Origin of the sequence: Eubacterium multiforme, assembly GCF_030813415.1 — a bacterium.
In the GTDB taxonomy this organism is placed as follows: Bacteria; Bacillota; Clostridia; order Clostridiales; family Clostridiaceae; genus Clostridium; species Clostridium multiforme.
The window spans coordinates 148,016-163,568 of record NZ_JAUSUF010000004.1; the positions used below are offsets into that span (position 1 = coordinate 148,016).

Annotated in this window: 16 protein-coding genes; 15 read left to right on the top strand and 1 reads right to left on the bottom strand. The window is 29.5% G+C overall.

What is annotated here, in order from left to right:
* Positions 1-100: 100 nt before the first annotated feature.
* The 15 genes from J2S18_RS08055 to J2S18_RS08125 all read left to right on the top strand — a co-directional run bounded on the left by J2S18_RS08055 (position 101) and on the right by J2S18_RS08125 (position 13,865).
* On the top strand, positions 101-1,336 hold the full coding sequence (locus J2S18_RS08055) for a sensor histidine kinase (RefSeq protein ID WP_307485494.1): 1,236 nt from the start codon (positions 101-103) through the stop codon (positions 1,334-1,336).
* Positions 1,337-1,363: 27 nt separating this feature from the next.
* Positions 1,364-2,110 carry a response regulator gene (locus J2S18_RS08060; RefSeq protein ID WP_307485497.1) on the top strand — a complete coding sequence of 249 codons (747 nt, stop codon included), beginning with the start codon at positions 1,364-1,366 and terminating at the stop codon, positions 2,108-2,110.
* Between the two features lie 377 nt (positions 2,111-2,487).
* The gene (locus tag J2S18_RS08065; protein ID WP_307485500.1) at positions 2,488-4,152 is read left to right on the top strand and encodes a propanediol/glycerol family dehydratase large subunit; all 1,665 of its coding nucleotides are present in this window, start codon (positions 2,488-2,490) and stop codon (positions 4,150-4,152) included.
* A 21-nt stretch (positions 4,153-4,173) separates the two neighbouring features.
* A complete protein-coding gene (locus tag J2S18_RS08070) occupies positions 4,174-4,749 on the top strand; it encodes a propanediol/glycerol family dehydratase medium subunit (RefSeq protein ID WP_307485502.1) in 576 nt (191 codons plus the stop codon).
* 19 nt (positions 4,750-4,768) lie between these two features.
* On the top strand, positions 4,769-5,188 hold the full coding sequence (locus J2S18_RS08075; protein WP_307485505.1) for a diol dehydratase small subunit: 420 nt from the start codon (positions 4,769-4,771) through the stop codon (positions 5,186-5,188).
* 25 nt (positions 5,189-5,213) lie between these two features.
* The gene (locus tag J2S18_RS08080; protein WP_307485508.1) at positions 5,214-7,049 is read left to right on the top strand and encodes a diol dehydratase reactivase subunit alpha; all 1,836 of its coding nucleotides are present in this window, start codon (positions 5,214-5,216) and stop codon (positions 7,047-7,049) included.
* Between the two features lie 5 nt (positions 7,050-7,054).
* On the top strand, positions 7,055-7,417 hold the full coding sequence (locus J2S18_RS08085) for a glycerol dehydratase reactivase beta/small subunit family protein (protein ID WP_307485511.1): 363 nt from the start codon (positions 7,055-7,057) through the stop codon (positions 7,415-7,417).
* Positions 7,418-7,437: 20 nt separating this feature from the next.
* A complete protein-coding gene (locus tag J2S18_RS08090) occupies positions 7,438-7,956 on the top strand; it encodes a cob(I)yrinic acid a,c-diamide adenosyltransferase (protein ID WP_209796176.1) in 519 nt (172 codons plus the stop codon).
* A 19-nt stretch (positions 7,957-7,975) separates the two neighbouring features.
* A complete protein-coding gene (locus tag J2S18_RS08095; RefSeq protein ID WP_307485515.1) occupies positions 7,976-8,401 on the top strand; it encodes a GlcG/HbpS family heme-binding protein in 426 nt (141 codons plus the stop codon).
* A gap of 77 nt (positions 8,402-8,478) precedes the next feature.
* Positions 8,479-9,636 carry a 1,3-propanediol dehydrogenase gene (gene dhaT, locus J2S18_RS08100; RefSeq protein ID WP_307485518.1) on the top strand — a complete coding sequence of 386 codons (1,158 nt, stop codon included), beginning with the start codon at positions 8,479-8,481 and terminating at the stop codon, positions 9,634-9,636.
* Between the two features lie 97 nt (positions 9,637-9,733).
* Positions 9,734-10,444 carry an MIP/aquaporin family protein gene (locus J2S18_RS08105; protein ID WP_307485520.1) on the top strand — a complete coding sequence of 237 codons (711 nt, stop codon included), beginning with the start codon at positions 9,734-9,736 and terminating at the stop codon, positions 10,442-10,444.
* Between the two features lie 142 nt (positions 10,445-10,586).
* Positions 10,587-10,937 (top strand): DUF1292 domain-containing protein, encoded by a 351-nt coding sequence (locus J2S18_RS08110; protein ID WP_307485522.1) that lies wholly within the window; start codon positions 10,587-10,589, stop codon positions 10,935-10,937.
* Positions 10,938-11,045: 108 nt separating this feature from the next.
* Entirely contained in the window at positions 11,046-11,864 is an 819-nt protein-coding gene (locus J2S18_RS08115) for a PHP domain-containing protein (protein WP_307485524.1), read from the top strand.
* Positions 11,865-11,887: 23 nt separating this feature from the next.
* Positions 11,888-13,081 (top strand): pyridoxal phosphate-dependent aminotransferase, encoded by a 1,194-nt coding sequence (locus J2S18_RS08120; protein ID WP_307485527.1) that lies wholly within the window; start codon positions 11,888-11,890, stop codon positions 13,079-13,081.
* A 145-nt stretch (positions 13,082-13,226) separates the two neighbouring features.
* The gene (locus J2S18_RS08125; RefSeq protein ID WP_307485529.1) at positions 13,227-13,865 is read left to right on the top strand and encodes an HAD family hydrolase; all 639 of its coding nucleotides are present in this window, start codon (positions 13,227-13,229) and stop codon (positions 13,863-13,865) included.
* 43 nt (positions 13,866-13,908) lie between these two features.
* Here J2S18_RS08125 and J2S18_RS08130 read toward each other — a convergent pair whose 3' ends face one another.
* Positions 13,909-15,549, bottom strand: coding sequence for a putative manganese-dependent inorganic diphosphatase (locus J2S18_RS08130; protein ID WP_307485530.1), 1,641 nt, complete (start codon positions 15,547-15,549; stop codon positions 13,909-13,911).
* Positions 15,550-15,553: the final 4 nt, after the last annotated feature.

Below are 15,553 nucleotides of genomic sequence, written 5' to 3' on the forward strand. Positions count from 1 at the left end.
AAACTAATGTTGATTTTTATAGAGTGTGCAAAGTATAATTAGATTAAATATTTAAAAAAATTAAATATTTTATTTTGAAATAATAAATAAGGAGATAAATATGCCTAGAAGAATTTTATATTTAAATGATGTAATAGATATAGATGTATTTCAAAAAATACAAGACGATATTGCAGAGGCAACAGGAGTTTCTATTATAACAGTTGATTATAAAGGAAAGCCAGAAACAAAACATAGCAAATGTAGTGAGTTTTGTACTCTTATGAGAAAAAAGAGTAAATATGCTGAGCTTTGTGAAAAGTGTGATTCTAGAGGAGGTTTAGAAGCTGCAAGATTAGAAAAGCCTTATATTTATAGATGCCACAAAGGATTAATTGATTTTGCAACTCCTATAATAGTAAATGGACAATATTTAGGATCAGTTATGGCAGGTCAAATATTACCTAAGGAAGAAAATATAGAACTTGAAGATATTGTAACTAGAGAAAATATAAAATTTGACTTAAAGGATGAGGAAAATGAAGAGCTAATACAAGCTTATAAAAAATTACCTATAGTTGAATTTGATAGAATAAAATCCATAGCAAACATGATGTTTCATATAAGTAATTACATAGTAGAGGAAGCTGTTCTTAAAATGGCTCAAAATGAATTAAATGAGAAAAATATTAAATTTATAGAAGCTAAAAAAGAAAAGGCAGAGCTTGAAAAGGAGTTTGAAGCTTGTAGGTTAAAGGCACTTCAATCTCAAATTAATCCTCATTTTTTATTTAATGTATTAAATAGTATATCTTCACTTGCTATAATAGAAGAAGCACCAAAAACTCAAGAGGTAATATATGATTTATCTAATATGCTTAGATATACACTAAAAAAAGTAGATAAGATTCTTCCAATTGAAGAAGAAATGGATTATATAGAATCTTATTTAAGTTTACAAAAGGTTAGGTTTGGAGAAAGATTGGAATACAAAATTGATATTTGTGATGATTTAAAAGAGAGAAAAATTCCTTTTATGAGTATACAAACCTTTGTGGAAAATGCCATAGTTCATGGATTGGAGTCAAAGGAAGATGGAGGAAAAGTAGAAATATATTCAGAAGAAACTGAAGATAGCTTAATTTTGTGCATTAAAGATAATGGAACAGGAATAACAAGGGATAAGCTAAATGAAATAAGAGAAGATTTAAAATATAAATATGATAATGATTTAGATAAAATCGGTATAAATAATGTTAATAAAAGAATGGCTCACTATTATGGAGAAGATTATAATATAGAAATTCAAAGTAAGGTGAGAGAAGGTACATTAGTTAAAATTATTTTTGCAAGATAAGAGCTTATGACTTAAAGGAGAAATTGCATGTTTAATATAATGATTGTTGACGATGAGGAGTTAGAAAGAAAAGCTCTAAATGTTATTTTAAAGGATTTAAAAGAAGTTAATATAATAGCAGAGGCTTGTAACGGGAGAGAGGCAATAGAACTTGATAAAAAGTATAATCCAGATTTAATAATTATGGATGTAAAAATGCCAGGATTTGATGGTTGTAAAGCTGCTGAAATAATAAAGGGAAATAATAAAGATAGAATAATAATAATGGTAACAGCCCATGATGATTTTGAACTTGTTAGAAAAGCATTGGTGTTAGGGGTTAATGATTATATTTTAAAACCAGTAAAACCAAGAGAAATAATTAATATAATCAGAAATATTATTGTTAATTATAAAATTAACGATGATAACGAAAAAATGGATAAAGAAGTCATTTTTGAAGAATACATAGAAGATAATAGACCAATTGAGAAGGCACTAAAGTATATAGATGAAAATTTTAAGGAAAATATTAACTTAAATACTATAGCAGATATATGTAATTTAAGTTCATGTTACTTTAGTAAACTATTTAAAAGAGAGGTTGGAGTTAATTTTAGTCAATATTTAAAAAATAAAAAGATTCAATATGCTAAAAAGTTATTAAAAAATACAGAAATACCTATTTTAAATATAGCTATAGATTTAGGTTTTGAAGATTGTGGGTATTTTATAAGGGTATTTAAAAATATAGAGGGAATTACTCCAAAAAAGTATAGAGAAAAAAATGAATAACAGAAAAATAACACTCCTTTGACAAAAATATATTTTGTTTTAGGAGTATTTTTTTATTCAATATATAAAAAATAATTATAAATGTGAAATTGTTGTCTTGAAAATGAGAAAAAGAACAATAATTTCACATTTTTTTATACTTAATAGTCTAAAAATTAAATATATGACTAAAATTTTATATTTTAACTTAATTAAGTTAAAAAAATATTATTTTCTATGATAAAAATTAAGCAATATAGTTATAGAGAAAGACAATAATTTTTAATGGATTTAGAAAGACTTTAGATTAAAATGTATACATAGATAAAAAAATAACAATCAAAATAGTAATTAAAAACAATAAATAATAAGAATTATTTTAAGGGAGGAAACTTAAGATGAAATCAAAAAGATTCGAGGTTTTAGCAAAGCGTCCTGTAAATCAAGATGGTTTAATTGGTGAATGGCCAGAAGAGGGATTAATTGCATTAGAAAGTCCTAATGATCCAAAATCATCTATAAAAATAGAAAATGGTGTTGTAGTAGAACTAGATAGTAAAAAAAGAGAAGACTTTGATATGATAGATAAATTTATAGCAGATTATGCAATAAATTTAAATAATGCAGAAGAGGCTATGAAGTTAGATTCTGTTGAAATAGCAAAGAAGTTAGTAGATATAAATGTAAGTAGAGATGAAATTATAAAGATAACAACAGCAATAACTCCTGCAAAGGCAGTAGAAGTTATGACACATATGAATGTTGTTGAAATGATGATGGCTCTTCAAAAGATGAGAGCTAGAAAAACTCCATCAAATCAATGCCACGTAACAAATCTTAAGGATAATCCAGTACAAATTGCAGCAGATGCGGCAGAAGCTGCAATTAGAGGTTTCTCAGAACAAGAAACTACAGTAGGTATAGTTAGATATGCACCTTTTAATGCACTTTCAATCCTTATAGGATCACAAGTTGGAAGAGGTGGAGTATTAACACAATGTTCAGTTGAAGAAGCTACAGAACTTGACCTTGGAATGAGAGGACTTACAAGTTATGCAGAAACAGTTTCAGTATATGGTACTGAATCAGTATTTACAGATGGAGATGATACTCCATGGTCAAAAGCATTTTTAGCATCAGCTTATGCTTCAAGAGGACTTAAGATGAGATATACATCAGGAACAGGTTCAGAAGCATTAATGGGATATGCAGAAGGAAAGTCAATGCTTTACCTAGAGTCAAGATGTATATTCATAACAAAGGGAGCTGGAGTTCAAGGACTTCAAAATGGAGCTGTTAGCTGTATTGGTATGACAGGAGCTGTTCCATCAGGAATAAGAGCAGTACTTGGAGAAAATTTAATAGCTGCAATGCTTGATTTAGAAGTTGCATCAGCTAATGACCAAACATTCTCACACTCAGATATAAGAAGAACAGCAAGAACATTAATGCAAATGCTTCCAGGAACAGATTTTATATTCTCAGGATATAGTGCAGTTCCAAATTATGATAACATGTTTGCAGGTTCAAACTTTGATGCTGAAGACTTTGATGACTACAATGTTTTACAAAGAGACTTAATGGTAGATGGAGGTCTAAGACCAGTATCAGAAGATGAAACAATAGCAATTAGAAATAAAGCTGCAAAAGCTATACAAGCAGTATTTAGAGAATTAGGATTCCCTAAAATAACTGATGAAGAAGTAGAAGCTGCAACTTATGCACATGGAAGTAAGGATATGCCAGAAAGAAATGTAGTTGAAGACTTAAAGGCAGCAGAAGAAATGCTTAAAAAGAGAGTATCAGGATTAGATATTGTTAAAGCATTAAGTGTAAATGGATTTGATGATGTTGCAAACAACATATTAAACATGCTTAAACAAAGAGTTACTGGAGATTATCTTCAAACATCAGCAATTCTTGATAAAGACTTTGATGTTATAAGTGCAGTTAACGATATAAATGATTATAAAGGACCAGGAACTGGATATAGACTTAGCAAAGAAAGATGGGAAGAAATTAAAGATATTCCTAACGTAATTAAACCAGAAGATATTGAATAAGGCTTAGAAGAGGTGAAAATAATGGATAATACAGCAAATAAATTTGTTATGCCAGAACTTACTCTTAAAGAAGTAGGAGAAGCAAAGGTTGGAACAAGAGCAGATGAGGTTGTAATTGGACTTGCACCAGCATTTGAAAAATTTCAACATAAAACATTAGTAAATGTAAAACATCCTGATATTTTAAGAGAAATTATAGCAGGAATAGAAGAAGAAGGATTACATGCAAGAGTTGTTAGAATAGTAAGAACTTCAGATGTTTCTTTCATAGCAAATGATGCAGCAAAACTTAGTGGATCAGGAATTGGAATAGGAATTCAATCAAAGGGAACAACAGTAATACATCAAAAGGATTTACTTCCATTAAACAATTTAGAACTATTTCCACAAGCACCACTATTAACATTAGAAACATATAGATTAATAGGAAAAAATGCAGCTAAATATGCAAAGGGAGAATCACCAACTCCAGTTCCAACAAAGAACGATCAAATGGTTAGACCTAAATTTATGGCAATAGCAGCATTATTCCACATAAAAGAAACTAAGCACGTAGAAGTTGGCGCAAAACCAATAGAAATAGAAGTTAAATTCTAATTTGTAAGGAGAAGAAGTTATGGAACAAAAAATGAGCCCTAAGGATTATCCTTTAGCAATAAAAAGATCTGATGATATAAAAACACCAACAGGAAAGAATTTTAAGGATATAACTTTAGAAAATATTTTAAGTGGAGATATTAAACCAGAAGACGTTAGAATATCACCTGAAACTTTAGAGATGCAAGCTCAAATAGCTGAAGGAATGAATAGAGAAGCTATTGCTAGAAACTTTAGAAGAGCAGCAGAACTTATAAGAGTTCCAGATGATAGAATACTTGAAATATATAATGCACTAAGACCTTTCCGTTCAACTAAAGAAGAACTTTTAGCTATAGCAGATGAACTTGAAAATGTATATGATGCAAAGGTTAATGCAGATTTCGTAAGAGAAGCAGTTGAAATATACGAAAAAAGAAATAAGTTAAAACAAGATTAATTTACCCGAATTTTGGGAGGACAATATGAAAATAATTGCAGGTGTTGATATTGGTAATGCTACTACGGAAGTAGCATTATCAAGAGTTAACAATAACAAAGAAATTGAATTTATTTCAAGTGGTATAGTTCCTACAACAGGAATAAAAGGTACTGAAGAAAATATAGAAGGTGTTTTTGATTCATTAAAACAAGCACTTAAAAAAGTATCTTTAGAACTTAAGGATTTAGATTTAGTTAGAATAAATGAAGCTGCACCAGTTATTGGTGATGTTGCAATGGAAACTATAACAGAAACAATAATAACTGAATCTACTATGATAGGTCATAATCCACAAACTCCTGGTGGAATAGGAATTGGAACTGGAAAAACTATATATATAGAAGATTTAGAAAATATAAATAGTGAAGATTTAGAAGAGGATGAAGCTTTTATACCACTTATATTAAGTAGAGTTAATTTTTTAGAGGCAGCAGCTAGAATAAATCATGCTACAAGAAGAGGAATTAAAATTACAGCAGCAATAGTTCAAAGAGATGATGGAGTACTTATAAATAATAGATTAGATATAAAGATTCCAATAGTTGATGAAGTTATGCTTTTAGAAAAAGTTCCTCTAGGAATGAAAGCAGCAGTAGAAGTTGCAGCACAGGGAGATGTAGTTGAAAATTTAGCAAATCCTTATGGAATAGCAACAGTATTTAACTTATCATCAGAGGAAACTAAGATGATAGTACCTATATCTAGAGCACTTATTGGAAATAGATCAGCTGTAGTTATTAAAACACCAAAGGGAGATGTAAAGGAAAAGAAAATCCCAGCTGGTTGTATTAATATAGATGGATTAAAGAGAAAAGAAAGTGTTGACGTTGAACATGGTGCAGAAAAAATAATGGATGCTGTAAGATTATGTGTACCAATACAAGACGTTAAAGGAGAAGCTGGAACTAATGCAGGTGGAATGCTTGAAAGAGTAAGACAGGTTATGGCAAATCTTACTAAGCAAAAAATTAGTGACATAAAAATACAAGATTTGTTAGCTGTTGATACTTTTATTCCTCAAAAGGTTAAAGGTGGACTTGCAGAAGAATTTTCTCTTGAAAATGCAGTAGGAATTGCAGCTATGGTTAAAGCAGATAAACTTCAAATGCAAATGATAGCAGATAAGCTTGAGGAGGAACTTAAAGTTCCAGTAGAAGTTGGTGGAGTAGAAGCTGACATGGCAATTCGTGGTGCACTTACAACTCCAGGAAGTAGTACACCTCTTGCAATACTTGATATGGGAGCAGGTTCTACTGACGCTTCAATAATAAATAAGCAAGGTAAAATATCATCAATTCACTTAGCTGGTGCTGGTAACATGGTAACTATGCTTATAAAATCTGAACTTGGACTTGAATCTTTTAATTTAGCAGAAGATATTAAAAAATATCCATTAGCTAAAGTTGAAAGTTTATTCCATATAAGACATGAGGATGGAACAGTTGAATTTTTTAAAGAGCCTTTAGATCCATCAGTTTTTGCTAAAGTTGTAATAATAAAAGATGGAATGCTTGTACCGATAGATGGACAAACTTCAATAGAAAAGATAAGAAGTATAAGAAGAGGGGCAAAGGAAAAAGTCTTTGTAACTAATTGTTTAAGAGCTTTAAGTATAGTTTCACCAACAGGAAATATAAGAGATATTGAATTTGTTGTATTAGTTGGAGGATCTTCATTAGATTTTGAAGTACCTCAATTAGTTACAGACTCATTATCACAATATGGTGTAGTAGCTGGTCGTGGAAACATTAGAGGAACAGAAGGACCAAGAAATGCTGTTGCAACTGGACTTATATTAGCTTGTAATGGAATGGAGTAATTATTATGGCAATGGTAGTTAAAGGATATGAATATGAAATACCTTGTATATACGTATATTATTCATCTATGTTAGAAGATACATCTAAATTTGATGAGATATTATGGGGTATAGAAGAAGAAGGAATACCTTATGATGTAAAAAAAATAGATTGTAATGATTCAGAGGAACTTAGCCATTTAGCTTCCATGAAATCTAAATTAGCAGTAGGTATAGGAATTAGTAAAGAGGGAAAGATAAATTTAACCTTTAATAAATTACCTAAAAATAAACCACTTTTTACTGCATACTTAGATGATAATTCTAATATTTTAAGAGATTTAGGCTGTAATGGAGGCAGATTAGTTAAGGGTATAGCCTTTAAATAAATTTTAAGGAGCAAATAGTTATGTATAAGATTTACACACAAACTGGAGATAAAGGAACTACTTCTTTATTTGGTGGAAGTAGAGTTGATAAAGACAGTTTAAGAGTAGAAGCTTATGGAACTGTAGATGAAGTTGTTTCAATTATGGGACTTGCTTATTCTAAATTAAATTCTGATTCTTTAAAAGATGAAATTAAAAATATTCAAAAGAGATTATTTGTTTTAGGAGCAGAACTTGCAAGTGATAGCAAAGGAATGGAATATTTAAAAGATTTAATAAGTAAAGAGGATGTAGAAGTTTTAGAAGGATTAACAGATAAATATATGGAAATAACAGGTCCAATAAATGAATTTGTTATTCCAGGTAAAAATGAAACATCATCAATTCTTCATATAGCAAGAACTGTAGTTAGAAGAGCTGAAAGAAGAGTATCAACTCTTGCTAGGGAAGAAAATATAAGAGAAGAAGTTAGAATGTATATAAATCGTTTGTCAGATGCTTTATTTGCAATGGCAAGATTTGAAGAAGAAAAATTATAAATGGGAGGTTTAAAATATTATGAAAAAATTTAATGAAATAAAAGAATTAAGTTTAGAAATGGTAAAGGAAATGGCAAAGGCTGCAGAAAAGAAAGCTTTAGAAATGAATGTTCCAGTTGTATTTGCAGCAGTTGATAAGGGTGCTAACTTAATGTTAATGCACAGAATGGAAGAAGCTTTTATAACAAGTATTGATATAGCAATAAATAAAGCTTTTACAGCAGCATGTTTAAAACAAGGTAGCCATGAAGTTGCAGAGGTTGTTAAGCCAGGAGAAAGTCTTTATGGATTACAACTTACTAATAACTGTAGAATAGTACCATTTGGTGGAGGATTCCCAATAATGGTTGATGGACAAGTTATAGGAGCAGTTGGAGTAAGTGGTGGAACTGTAGAAGAAGATATGGCCATTGCACAAGCTGCAGTAGATGCTTTTAATAAATAAAAAAAGTTAAATATTAAACTCAAAAAAATATTTTTGAAATTAATTAAATATAAAACATTATTTAGGAGGACGTTAATATGAGAATGTACGATTATTTAGTACCAAGTGTTAATTTTATGGGAGCTAACTCAATATCAGTAGTTGGAGAAAGATGTAAGATATTAGGAGGAAAGAAAGCTCTAATAGTTACAGATAAATTTTTAAGAAGCATGGAAGGTGGAGCAGTAGAATTAACTGCAAAATACTTACAAGAAGCAGGAATAGAAATTGCTTACTATGATGGAGTAGAACCAAATCCAAAAGATACAAATGTAAAAGATGGATTAAAAATATTTAAAGATGAAAATTGTGACATGATAGTTACAGTAGGTGGCGGAAGCTCACATGACTGTGGTAAGGGAATAGGAATTGCAGCAACTCATGAAGGAGATCTTTATGACTATGCAGGAATAGAAACATTAACAAATGCACTTCCTCCAATAGTAGCAGTTAATACTACAGCAGGAACAGCAAGTGAAGTAACAAGACACTGCGTTATAACAAACACAAAAACTAAGGTTAAATTTGTTATAGTAAGCTGGAGAAACTTACCACTTGTATCAATTAATGACCCATTACTAATGGTTAAAAAGCCTGCTGGACTTACAGCTGCAACAGGAATGGATGCTTTAACTCATGCAGTAGAAGCTTACGTATCAAAGGATGCTAACCCTGTAACAGATGCTGCTGCTATACAAGCAATTAAGTTAATATCAAGTAACTTAAGACAAGCAGTTGCATTAGGAGAAAACTTAGAAGCTAGAGAAAATATGGCATATGGTTCATTATTAGCAGGTATGGCATTTAACAATGCTAACTTAGGATATGTACATGCTATGGCTCACCAATTAGGTGGATTATATGATATGCCTCATGGAGTTGCAAATGCTATGCTACTTCCTCACGTAGAAAAGTACAACTTAATTTCAAACCCACAAAAATTCGCAGATATAGCTGAATTTATGGGAGAAAATATAGAAGGATTATCAGTTATGGATGCTGCACAAAAAGCAATCGATGCAATGTTTAGACTTTCAACTGATATTGGAATTCCAGCAAGACTTAGAGATATGGGAATAAAGGAAGAAGACTTTGAATATATGGCAGAAATGGCATTAAAGGATGGAAATGCTTTCTCAAATCCAAGAAAAGGAAATGAAAAAGACATAGTTAACATATTTAAAGCTGCATTCTAAATTTTAAGAAAAAAATATATTTAAAAATAAGCCCCTTTATTAATTTTAAAGGGGCTTTTAATAAGGACATATTACTTACTTAGGAGGAATAATACATATGAATTTACAAAACTTTATGGCTGAACTTATTGGAACTGCAATTTTAGTTTTATTAGGTGATAGTGTTGTAGCTAATGTTGTACTTAAAAAATCTAAAGGATTTAATTCAGGATGGATGGTTATAGCATCAGGATGGGCATTTGCAGTTGCAATTCCAGTATATATGTTTGGAAGTGTAAGTGGAGCACACTTTAATCCAGCAGTTACTATAGCTTTAGCAGTTACTGGAGGATTCCCATGGAATCAAGTTCCAATGTATATTTTAGCTCAACTTATAGGAGCTTTTATAGGAGCAGCTCTTGTTTTATTATCTTATTATAATCATTTTGAAGCAACAGAAGACAAAGCTACTAAGCTTGGAGTATTTTGTACAGCTCCAGAAATAAGAAATCCAAAATGGAACTTTGTTACTGAATTTATAGGAACATTTTTATTAGTTTTTGGAATTATGGGAATTACAGCACATCCATTTGTTGATGGGGTACAACCTCTTGCAATAGGTATTCTTATATGGGCAATTGGATTATGTTTAGGTGGACCTACAGGATATGCAATAAACCCAATAAGAGATTTTGGACCAAGACTTGCACATTTTATATTACCTGTACCAGGTAAGGGGAATTCAGATTGGGGATATGCATGGATACCAGTTGTAGCACCTATAGTAGGAGCTATAGCAGGAGCTTTAGTTTATAAATTAATATTTTAATTAATAATTTATAATTAATATTTGAAATAAAAAAAATCATTTCTTTAAAACTTTTAAATTTTGCTTTTATTTTATAGTAAATAAGGTTACAATATAGAATATAATGTTTAAGTAAGAAACTTAAGTATAGGGAGGAATTTAAATGGATAAAGAATTAAATAAATGCGGATGTGGAAATCACGAAGATAATCACGAATGTGGATGTGGTGGACACGATCACGGACATGATCATGAATGCGAATGTGGATGTGGAGAAGACCATAACGAACATTTCGTTGTAGATTTAGTAGACGATGAAGGAAATACTATATCATGCCCAATTATAGATGCTTTTGAATTCGAAGGAAATGAATATGTTTTAGCTAAGAATATGGATGATGAATCTGTATATTTATTTAGAGCTTCAGAAGAAAACGAAGAATTAGTAGTTCCAGAAGAAGAGGAATTTGAAAGAGTTTCAACATATTATAATGAAACATTAGTAGAAGAATAAAAAGGGAGAGTGGTATTACCACTCTCTTTTGCAAATATATGTAAAACTCTTAAGTTATAAAATATTAAATTGGTATAGTCATTATATAGGTAAGGAAGGTGTAAAGTTATGAAATATGCAGATTTACATATACATTCTACCTTTTCTGATGGCAATTTAACACCAGAGCAAATTTTAAAAGAGGCTGAGAAAAAAGGAATAAAATATATTTCTATAACAGATCATGATTCAATTGATTCACAATATATTACAAAGAAAGACAATAATGATACTGTTGTAATACCAGGAATTGAACTTAGCAGTGAAATTGATGAGTTTGAAATTCATATATTGGGGTATTTCATTGATATAGAGAATAAAAATCTTAATGAAATAATAAATAAAGTAAAAAAAGCAAGAATAAATAGAGTGAAATCAATAGTTGAAAAACTTAAAAATGAAGATATAATTCTAAATATAGATGAAATTATAAAAGATAATTCTTCAGTTGGAAGAGCTCATATTGCAAATGAAATTGTAAAAAAGGGATATGAGAAAAATTATAAATCAGCATTTTTAAAATATTTACTTAAAGGAAAACCAGCCTATGTAAAAGGTGAAAAACTAAGTTATAAAGAGGCCTTAAAGGTAATAACTGACTCTAATGGTATTGCAGTTCTTGCCCATCCGGGGAAGATATATAAGAGTATGGCAGTAGAAAAAATAATAAGAGAATTAAAATGTTATGGATTAAGAGGCATTGAGGTTTATCATCCAAGTCATACTAAAGAACAAATGAATTTGTTCAATAATTTAAGTAAAAAATATAAGCTGTTAGTTACTGGAGGAAGCGATTTTCATAATGATTCTAATAAAGATATGAAAATAGGATTTCAAGGAATTAATGAAAAGTTATTAAATATTTTAATAAGTAGTAATAAATGTTAAAGTTAAATAAAGGGGCGAAAAAAATGAAATTATCTAGCAGAGTAAAAGGAATATCACCATCAATAACATTAGCCATTACAGCAAAGGCTAAAGAGTTAAAAAATAGTGGAATAGATGTAATTAGTTTTGGAGTTGGAGAACCTGATTTTAATACTCCTTCAAATATAATAGAAGCTGGGTATAAGGCAATGCTTGAAGGAAAGACAAAGTATACAGAAACATCTGGAATAAAGGAACTTAGAGAAGAAATTTGTAGAAAATTTAAAGATGATAATAATTTAAATTATTCTGAAGATCAAATAATTGTTAGTAATGGGGCAAAACAATGTTTAGCTAATGCTTTTATGGCAATATTAGATAAGGATGATGAAGTAATCATACCTATGCCATATTGGGTAAGCTATCCAGAACTTGTTAAAATAGCAGGAGGAGTTCCTGTAGCAGTAGATTCAAAGGAAGAACACAATTATAAGTATACAATTAAATCTTTAGAAGATAAGTTATCTTCTAAAACAAAGGCTATTATATTAAATAGTCCAAATAATCCAACTGGAACAATATATTCAAAGGAAGAGCTTTTAGAAATAGCTGAGTTTGCAAAAGAGCATAATTTAATTATTATATCAGATGAAGTTTATGAAAAATTAATATATGATGGTGAAAAGCATATAAGTATAGCATCTTTAACAGATTATGCTTATGAAAATACAATTGTAATAAATGGCTTATCAAAATCAGCAGCTATGACAGGCTGGAGAATTGGCTATGCAGCTTCAAATAAAGAAGTAATTAAAGCTATGACAAGTCTTCAAAGTCATATGACTTCAAATATAAATTCAATAACACAGTATGCTTCAATAGAGGCTCTTAAAAATTCTAAGGGAAGCTCAGATAAGATGCTTAAAGAATTTAATAAGAGAAGAGAATATATGATAAATAGATTAGATAATATAAAAGATATTAATTATATACTTCCAAATGGTGCATTTTATATTATGATAGATGTAAGTAAATTTTATGGTAAGAGTATAAACAATAGCCTAATTAAAGATTCCTTAAGTTTTTCAAAGGAGCTTTTAGAAGAAAATAAAGTTGCTGTAGTTCCTGGAGTAGGTTTTGGAATAGATAATTATGTAAGATTATCCTATGCAACATCTATGGAAAATATAGAAAAAGGTTTAAATAGAATAGAAGAGTTTCTTAAAAAGCTTAAATAATAGAAATTAAGAAACCTTAGTTATAAAGGGTGATTAACCAAAATTTTTGGATAATCATCTTTTTTTTAGGTATAGATAGAAATTAACATAAAAAATATTATATAATATATATAGATTAAATAATACATTATATTTGGAGGCAATAATGATAAAGCTAGCAATATTTGACGTAGATTTTACAATAACCAAAAAAGAGACTTTAATGCAATTTTTTAGATATATGGTACATAAGGATAAAAGTAATATAAGATTTTTGCCAAGAGCTATATTTTCAGGTCTTATGTATAGCATAGGAATTTATGATGAAAAAAAGGTTAAAGAAACTTTTTTGAAATTTATAGATGGAGTAGATGAGAAAAAGCTTACTAAAATAGTAAAGGATTTTTATAGGGATGTTTTAAAAAATATATTATATGATGATGCTATAAAAATGATGAGAGATTTAAAAAAAGAAGGATATAAAATATATTTAATATCAGCATCACCAGAGTTTTACTTAAATGAATTTTATGAATATAAAGAAGTAGATAGAATAATAGGAACTAAATTTAAGTTTAAAGATGGAAAATTTTTAAGAGAAATGGATGGACATAATTGTAAAGGTGAGGAAAAAGTAAAAAGATTAATGGAAGAACTTAAAAAAGATAATATAGAGGTAGATTTTAAAAATTCTTATATGTTCTCAGACTCATTGTCAGATAAGCCTTTATTAGATTTAGTAGGTCATCCATATTTAATAAACTTTAAAAAGAAAAATGATATAGAAATACTTAATTGGAAATAAAATTTAAGCTGTGCTTTATTATAAAGCACAGCTTAATATTTTTTTACTTATTCATTATTGAATTTGTTAGTGGTGGTATTACTTGTTTCTTTCTAGAAAGAACTCCTGGTAAAAATGCCATTGAATCTTCTAATTTAATAGAGAAAGCATTTTCAACTATTTCTGGTTTCTTTCCAGCTACAAGTATTTGTGAACCTTCATTTAATATGTCAGTTAATAATAACATAACCATATCAAATCCTGATTCTTCTGCCTTTTTATTCATGTATGTTAACATTTCTTCTTTTAAAGGCATAAATCCTTCAATATCCATTGTATTTACTTGAGCAACACCAATTTTAGTATCTCCCATAGTAAATGGCTTGAAGTCTTGGTTGAATATTTGTTCAACTGTTTTTCCTTGTAAAGAAGTACCTGCTTTAAACATTTCTTTAGCAAACTCTTCTATATTTATTCCAGCTATTTCAGCAAGTTTATTGCAAAGGTATTTATCTTGTTCAGTGCAAGTTGGACTTCTGAATAATAAAGTATCAGATATTATTGCACCGCATAAAAGTCCTGCAATTTCCTTTGATGGTCTTATTCCATTTTCAAAATAACATTTAGAAACTATTGAAGAAGTACTTCCAATTGGCTCATTTCTGAAGAAAATTGGATTGTTTGTTTGAATATCAGCAACTCTATGGTGGTCGATGATTTCAAGAACTTCAGCTTCCTCTAAACCTGGAACAGATTGTGCTCTTTCATTATGGTCAACTTGAATAACCTTTTTCTTAAAGTTTGAAATAAGATGATATCTTGAAATAGTTCCTATAACTTTTCCATCTGTATTTATTACAGGATAGCTTCTGTATCTGCTTTCAAGCATAGTTTCTTTAACATCTTCAACTAAATCTTCAGTAGAGAATGAAACTATATCATCTTTAATCATAACGTATCTTACAGGGATACTTTGAATTATAAGTCTAGCTGCTGTAAATGAATCGTGAGGAGTTGAAATTACAGTAATTCCAGCCTTCTTTGCCTTTTCTAAAAGCTCTTCACTTAAAGTAGATGAACCTATTAAAATCATTAAAGAAATATTTTCATTAATAACTTCTTCTTGAATTTCTGGTCTATCTCCAACAATTACTATGTCACCTGCATCAATATGTTCTTTTAATGAATTTGGTTGCATAGCAGCAACACATATTTTACCAGGGAAAACTTTAACATCTTCATTTATGTAGAAAGCCTTTGCTGATAATGTATCAATTATGTTGTCAATAGTTGCTTCACTTTTACTTAGAATTTTATTATCCCATATATCCATATAAGATGAAGTTAAATTTGAAACTGATAAAACTCCTAGAAGGTGATCATTTGCATCCCCTACTGGAATAGTTTTAACATTTTTGTCTCTCATTATATTCCAAGCCATTTTTAAAGATATATCAGGTGATATTGGACTGATGTTATCTATTTTTAAATCTTCAACTTTTAATTTTACTGTCTCTAAAAACTCAGGTGCTTTAACATTAAAGTAGTCTAAGATAAATTGAGTTTCACGACTAACGTTTCCTAATCTAACTGGTACAGCTGGTATTTCTCCTATTTTGTTCTTTAATGCAGCATATGAAATAGCAGCACAGATTGAATCTGAATCAGGATTTCTGTGACCAGTAACATATATTACGTTCTTCAAATAT

Bases quoted from the DNA above. Each gene is read 5' to 3' on its own strand.
- J2S18_RS08080 (WP_307485508.1), top strand. From the start codon at position 5,214: ATGAAAATAATTGCAGGTGTTGATATTGGTAATGCTACTACGGAAGTA.
- J2S18_RS08070 (WP_307485502.1), top strand. From the start codon at position 4,174: ATGGATAATACAGCAAATAAATTTGTTATGCCAGAACTTACTCTTAAA.
- J2S18_RS08120 (WP_307485527.1), top strand. From the start codon at position 11,888: ATGAAATTATCTAGCAGAGTAAAAGGAATATCACCATCAATAACATTA.
- J2S18_RS08095 (WP_307485515.1), top strand. From the start codon at position 7,976: ATGAAAAAATTTAATGAAATAAAAGAATTAAGTTTAGAAATGGTAAAG.
- J2S18_RS08065 (WP_307485500.1), top strand. From the start codon at position 2,488: ATGAAATCAAAAAGATTCGAGGTTTTAGCAAAGCGTCCTGTAAATCAA.
- J2S18_RS08060 (WP_307485497.1), top strand. From the start codon at position 1,364: ATGTTTAATATAATGATTGTTGACGATGAGGAGTTAGAAAGAAAAGCT.
- J2S18_RS08055 (WP_307485494.1), top strand. From the start codon at position 101: ATGCCTAGAAGAATTTTATATTTAAATGATGTAATAGATATAGATGTA.
- J2S18_RS08115 (WP_307485524.1), top strand. From the start codon at position 11,046: ATGAAATATGCAGATTTACATATACATTCTACCTTTTCTGATGGCAAT.
- J2S18_RS08105 (WP_307485520.1), top strand. From the start codon at position 9,734: ATGAATTTACAAAACTTTATGGCTGAACTTATTGGAACTGCAATTTTA.
- dhaT (WP_307485518.1), top strand. From the start codon at position 8,479: ATGAGAATGTACGATTATTTAGTACCAAGTGTTAATTTTATGGGAGCT.
- J2S18_RS08090 (WP_209796176.1), top strand. From the start codon at position 7,438: ATGTATAAGATTTACACACAAACTGGAGATAAAGGAACTACTTCTTTA.
- J2S18_RS08110 (WP_307485522.1), top strand. From the start codon at position 10,587: ATGGATAAAGAATTAAATAAATGCGGATGTGGAAATCACGAAGATAAT.
- J2S18_RS08125 (WP_307485529.1), top strand. From the start codon at position 13,227: ATGATAAAGCTAGCAATATTTGACGTAGATTTTACAATAACCAAAAAA.
- J2S18_RS08085 (WP_307485511.1), top strand. From the start codon at position 7,055: ATGGCAATGGTAGTTAAAGGATATGAATATGAAATACCTTGTATATAC.
- J2S18_RS08075 (WP_307485505.1), top strand. From the start codon at position 4,769: ATGGAACAAAAAATGAGCCCTAAGGATTATCCTTTAGCAATAAAAAGA.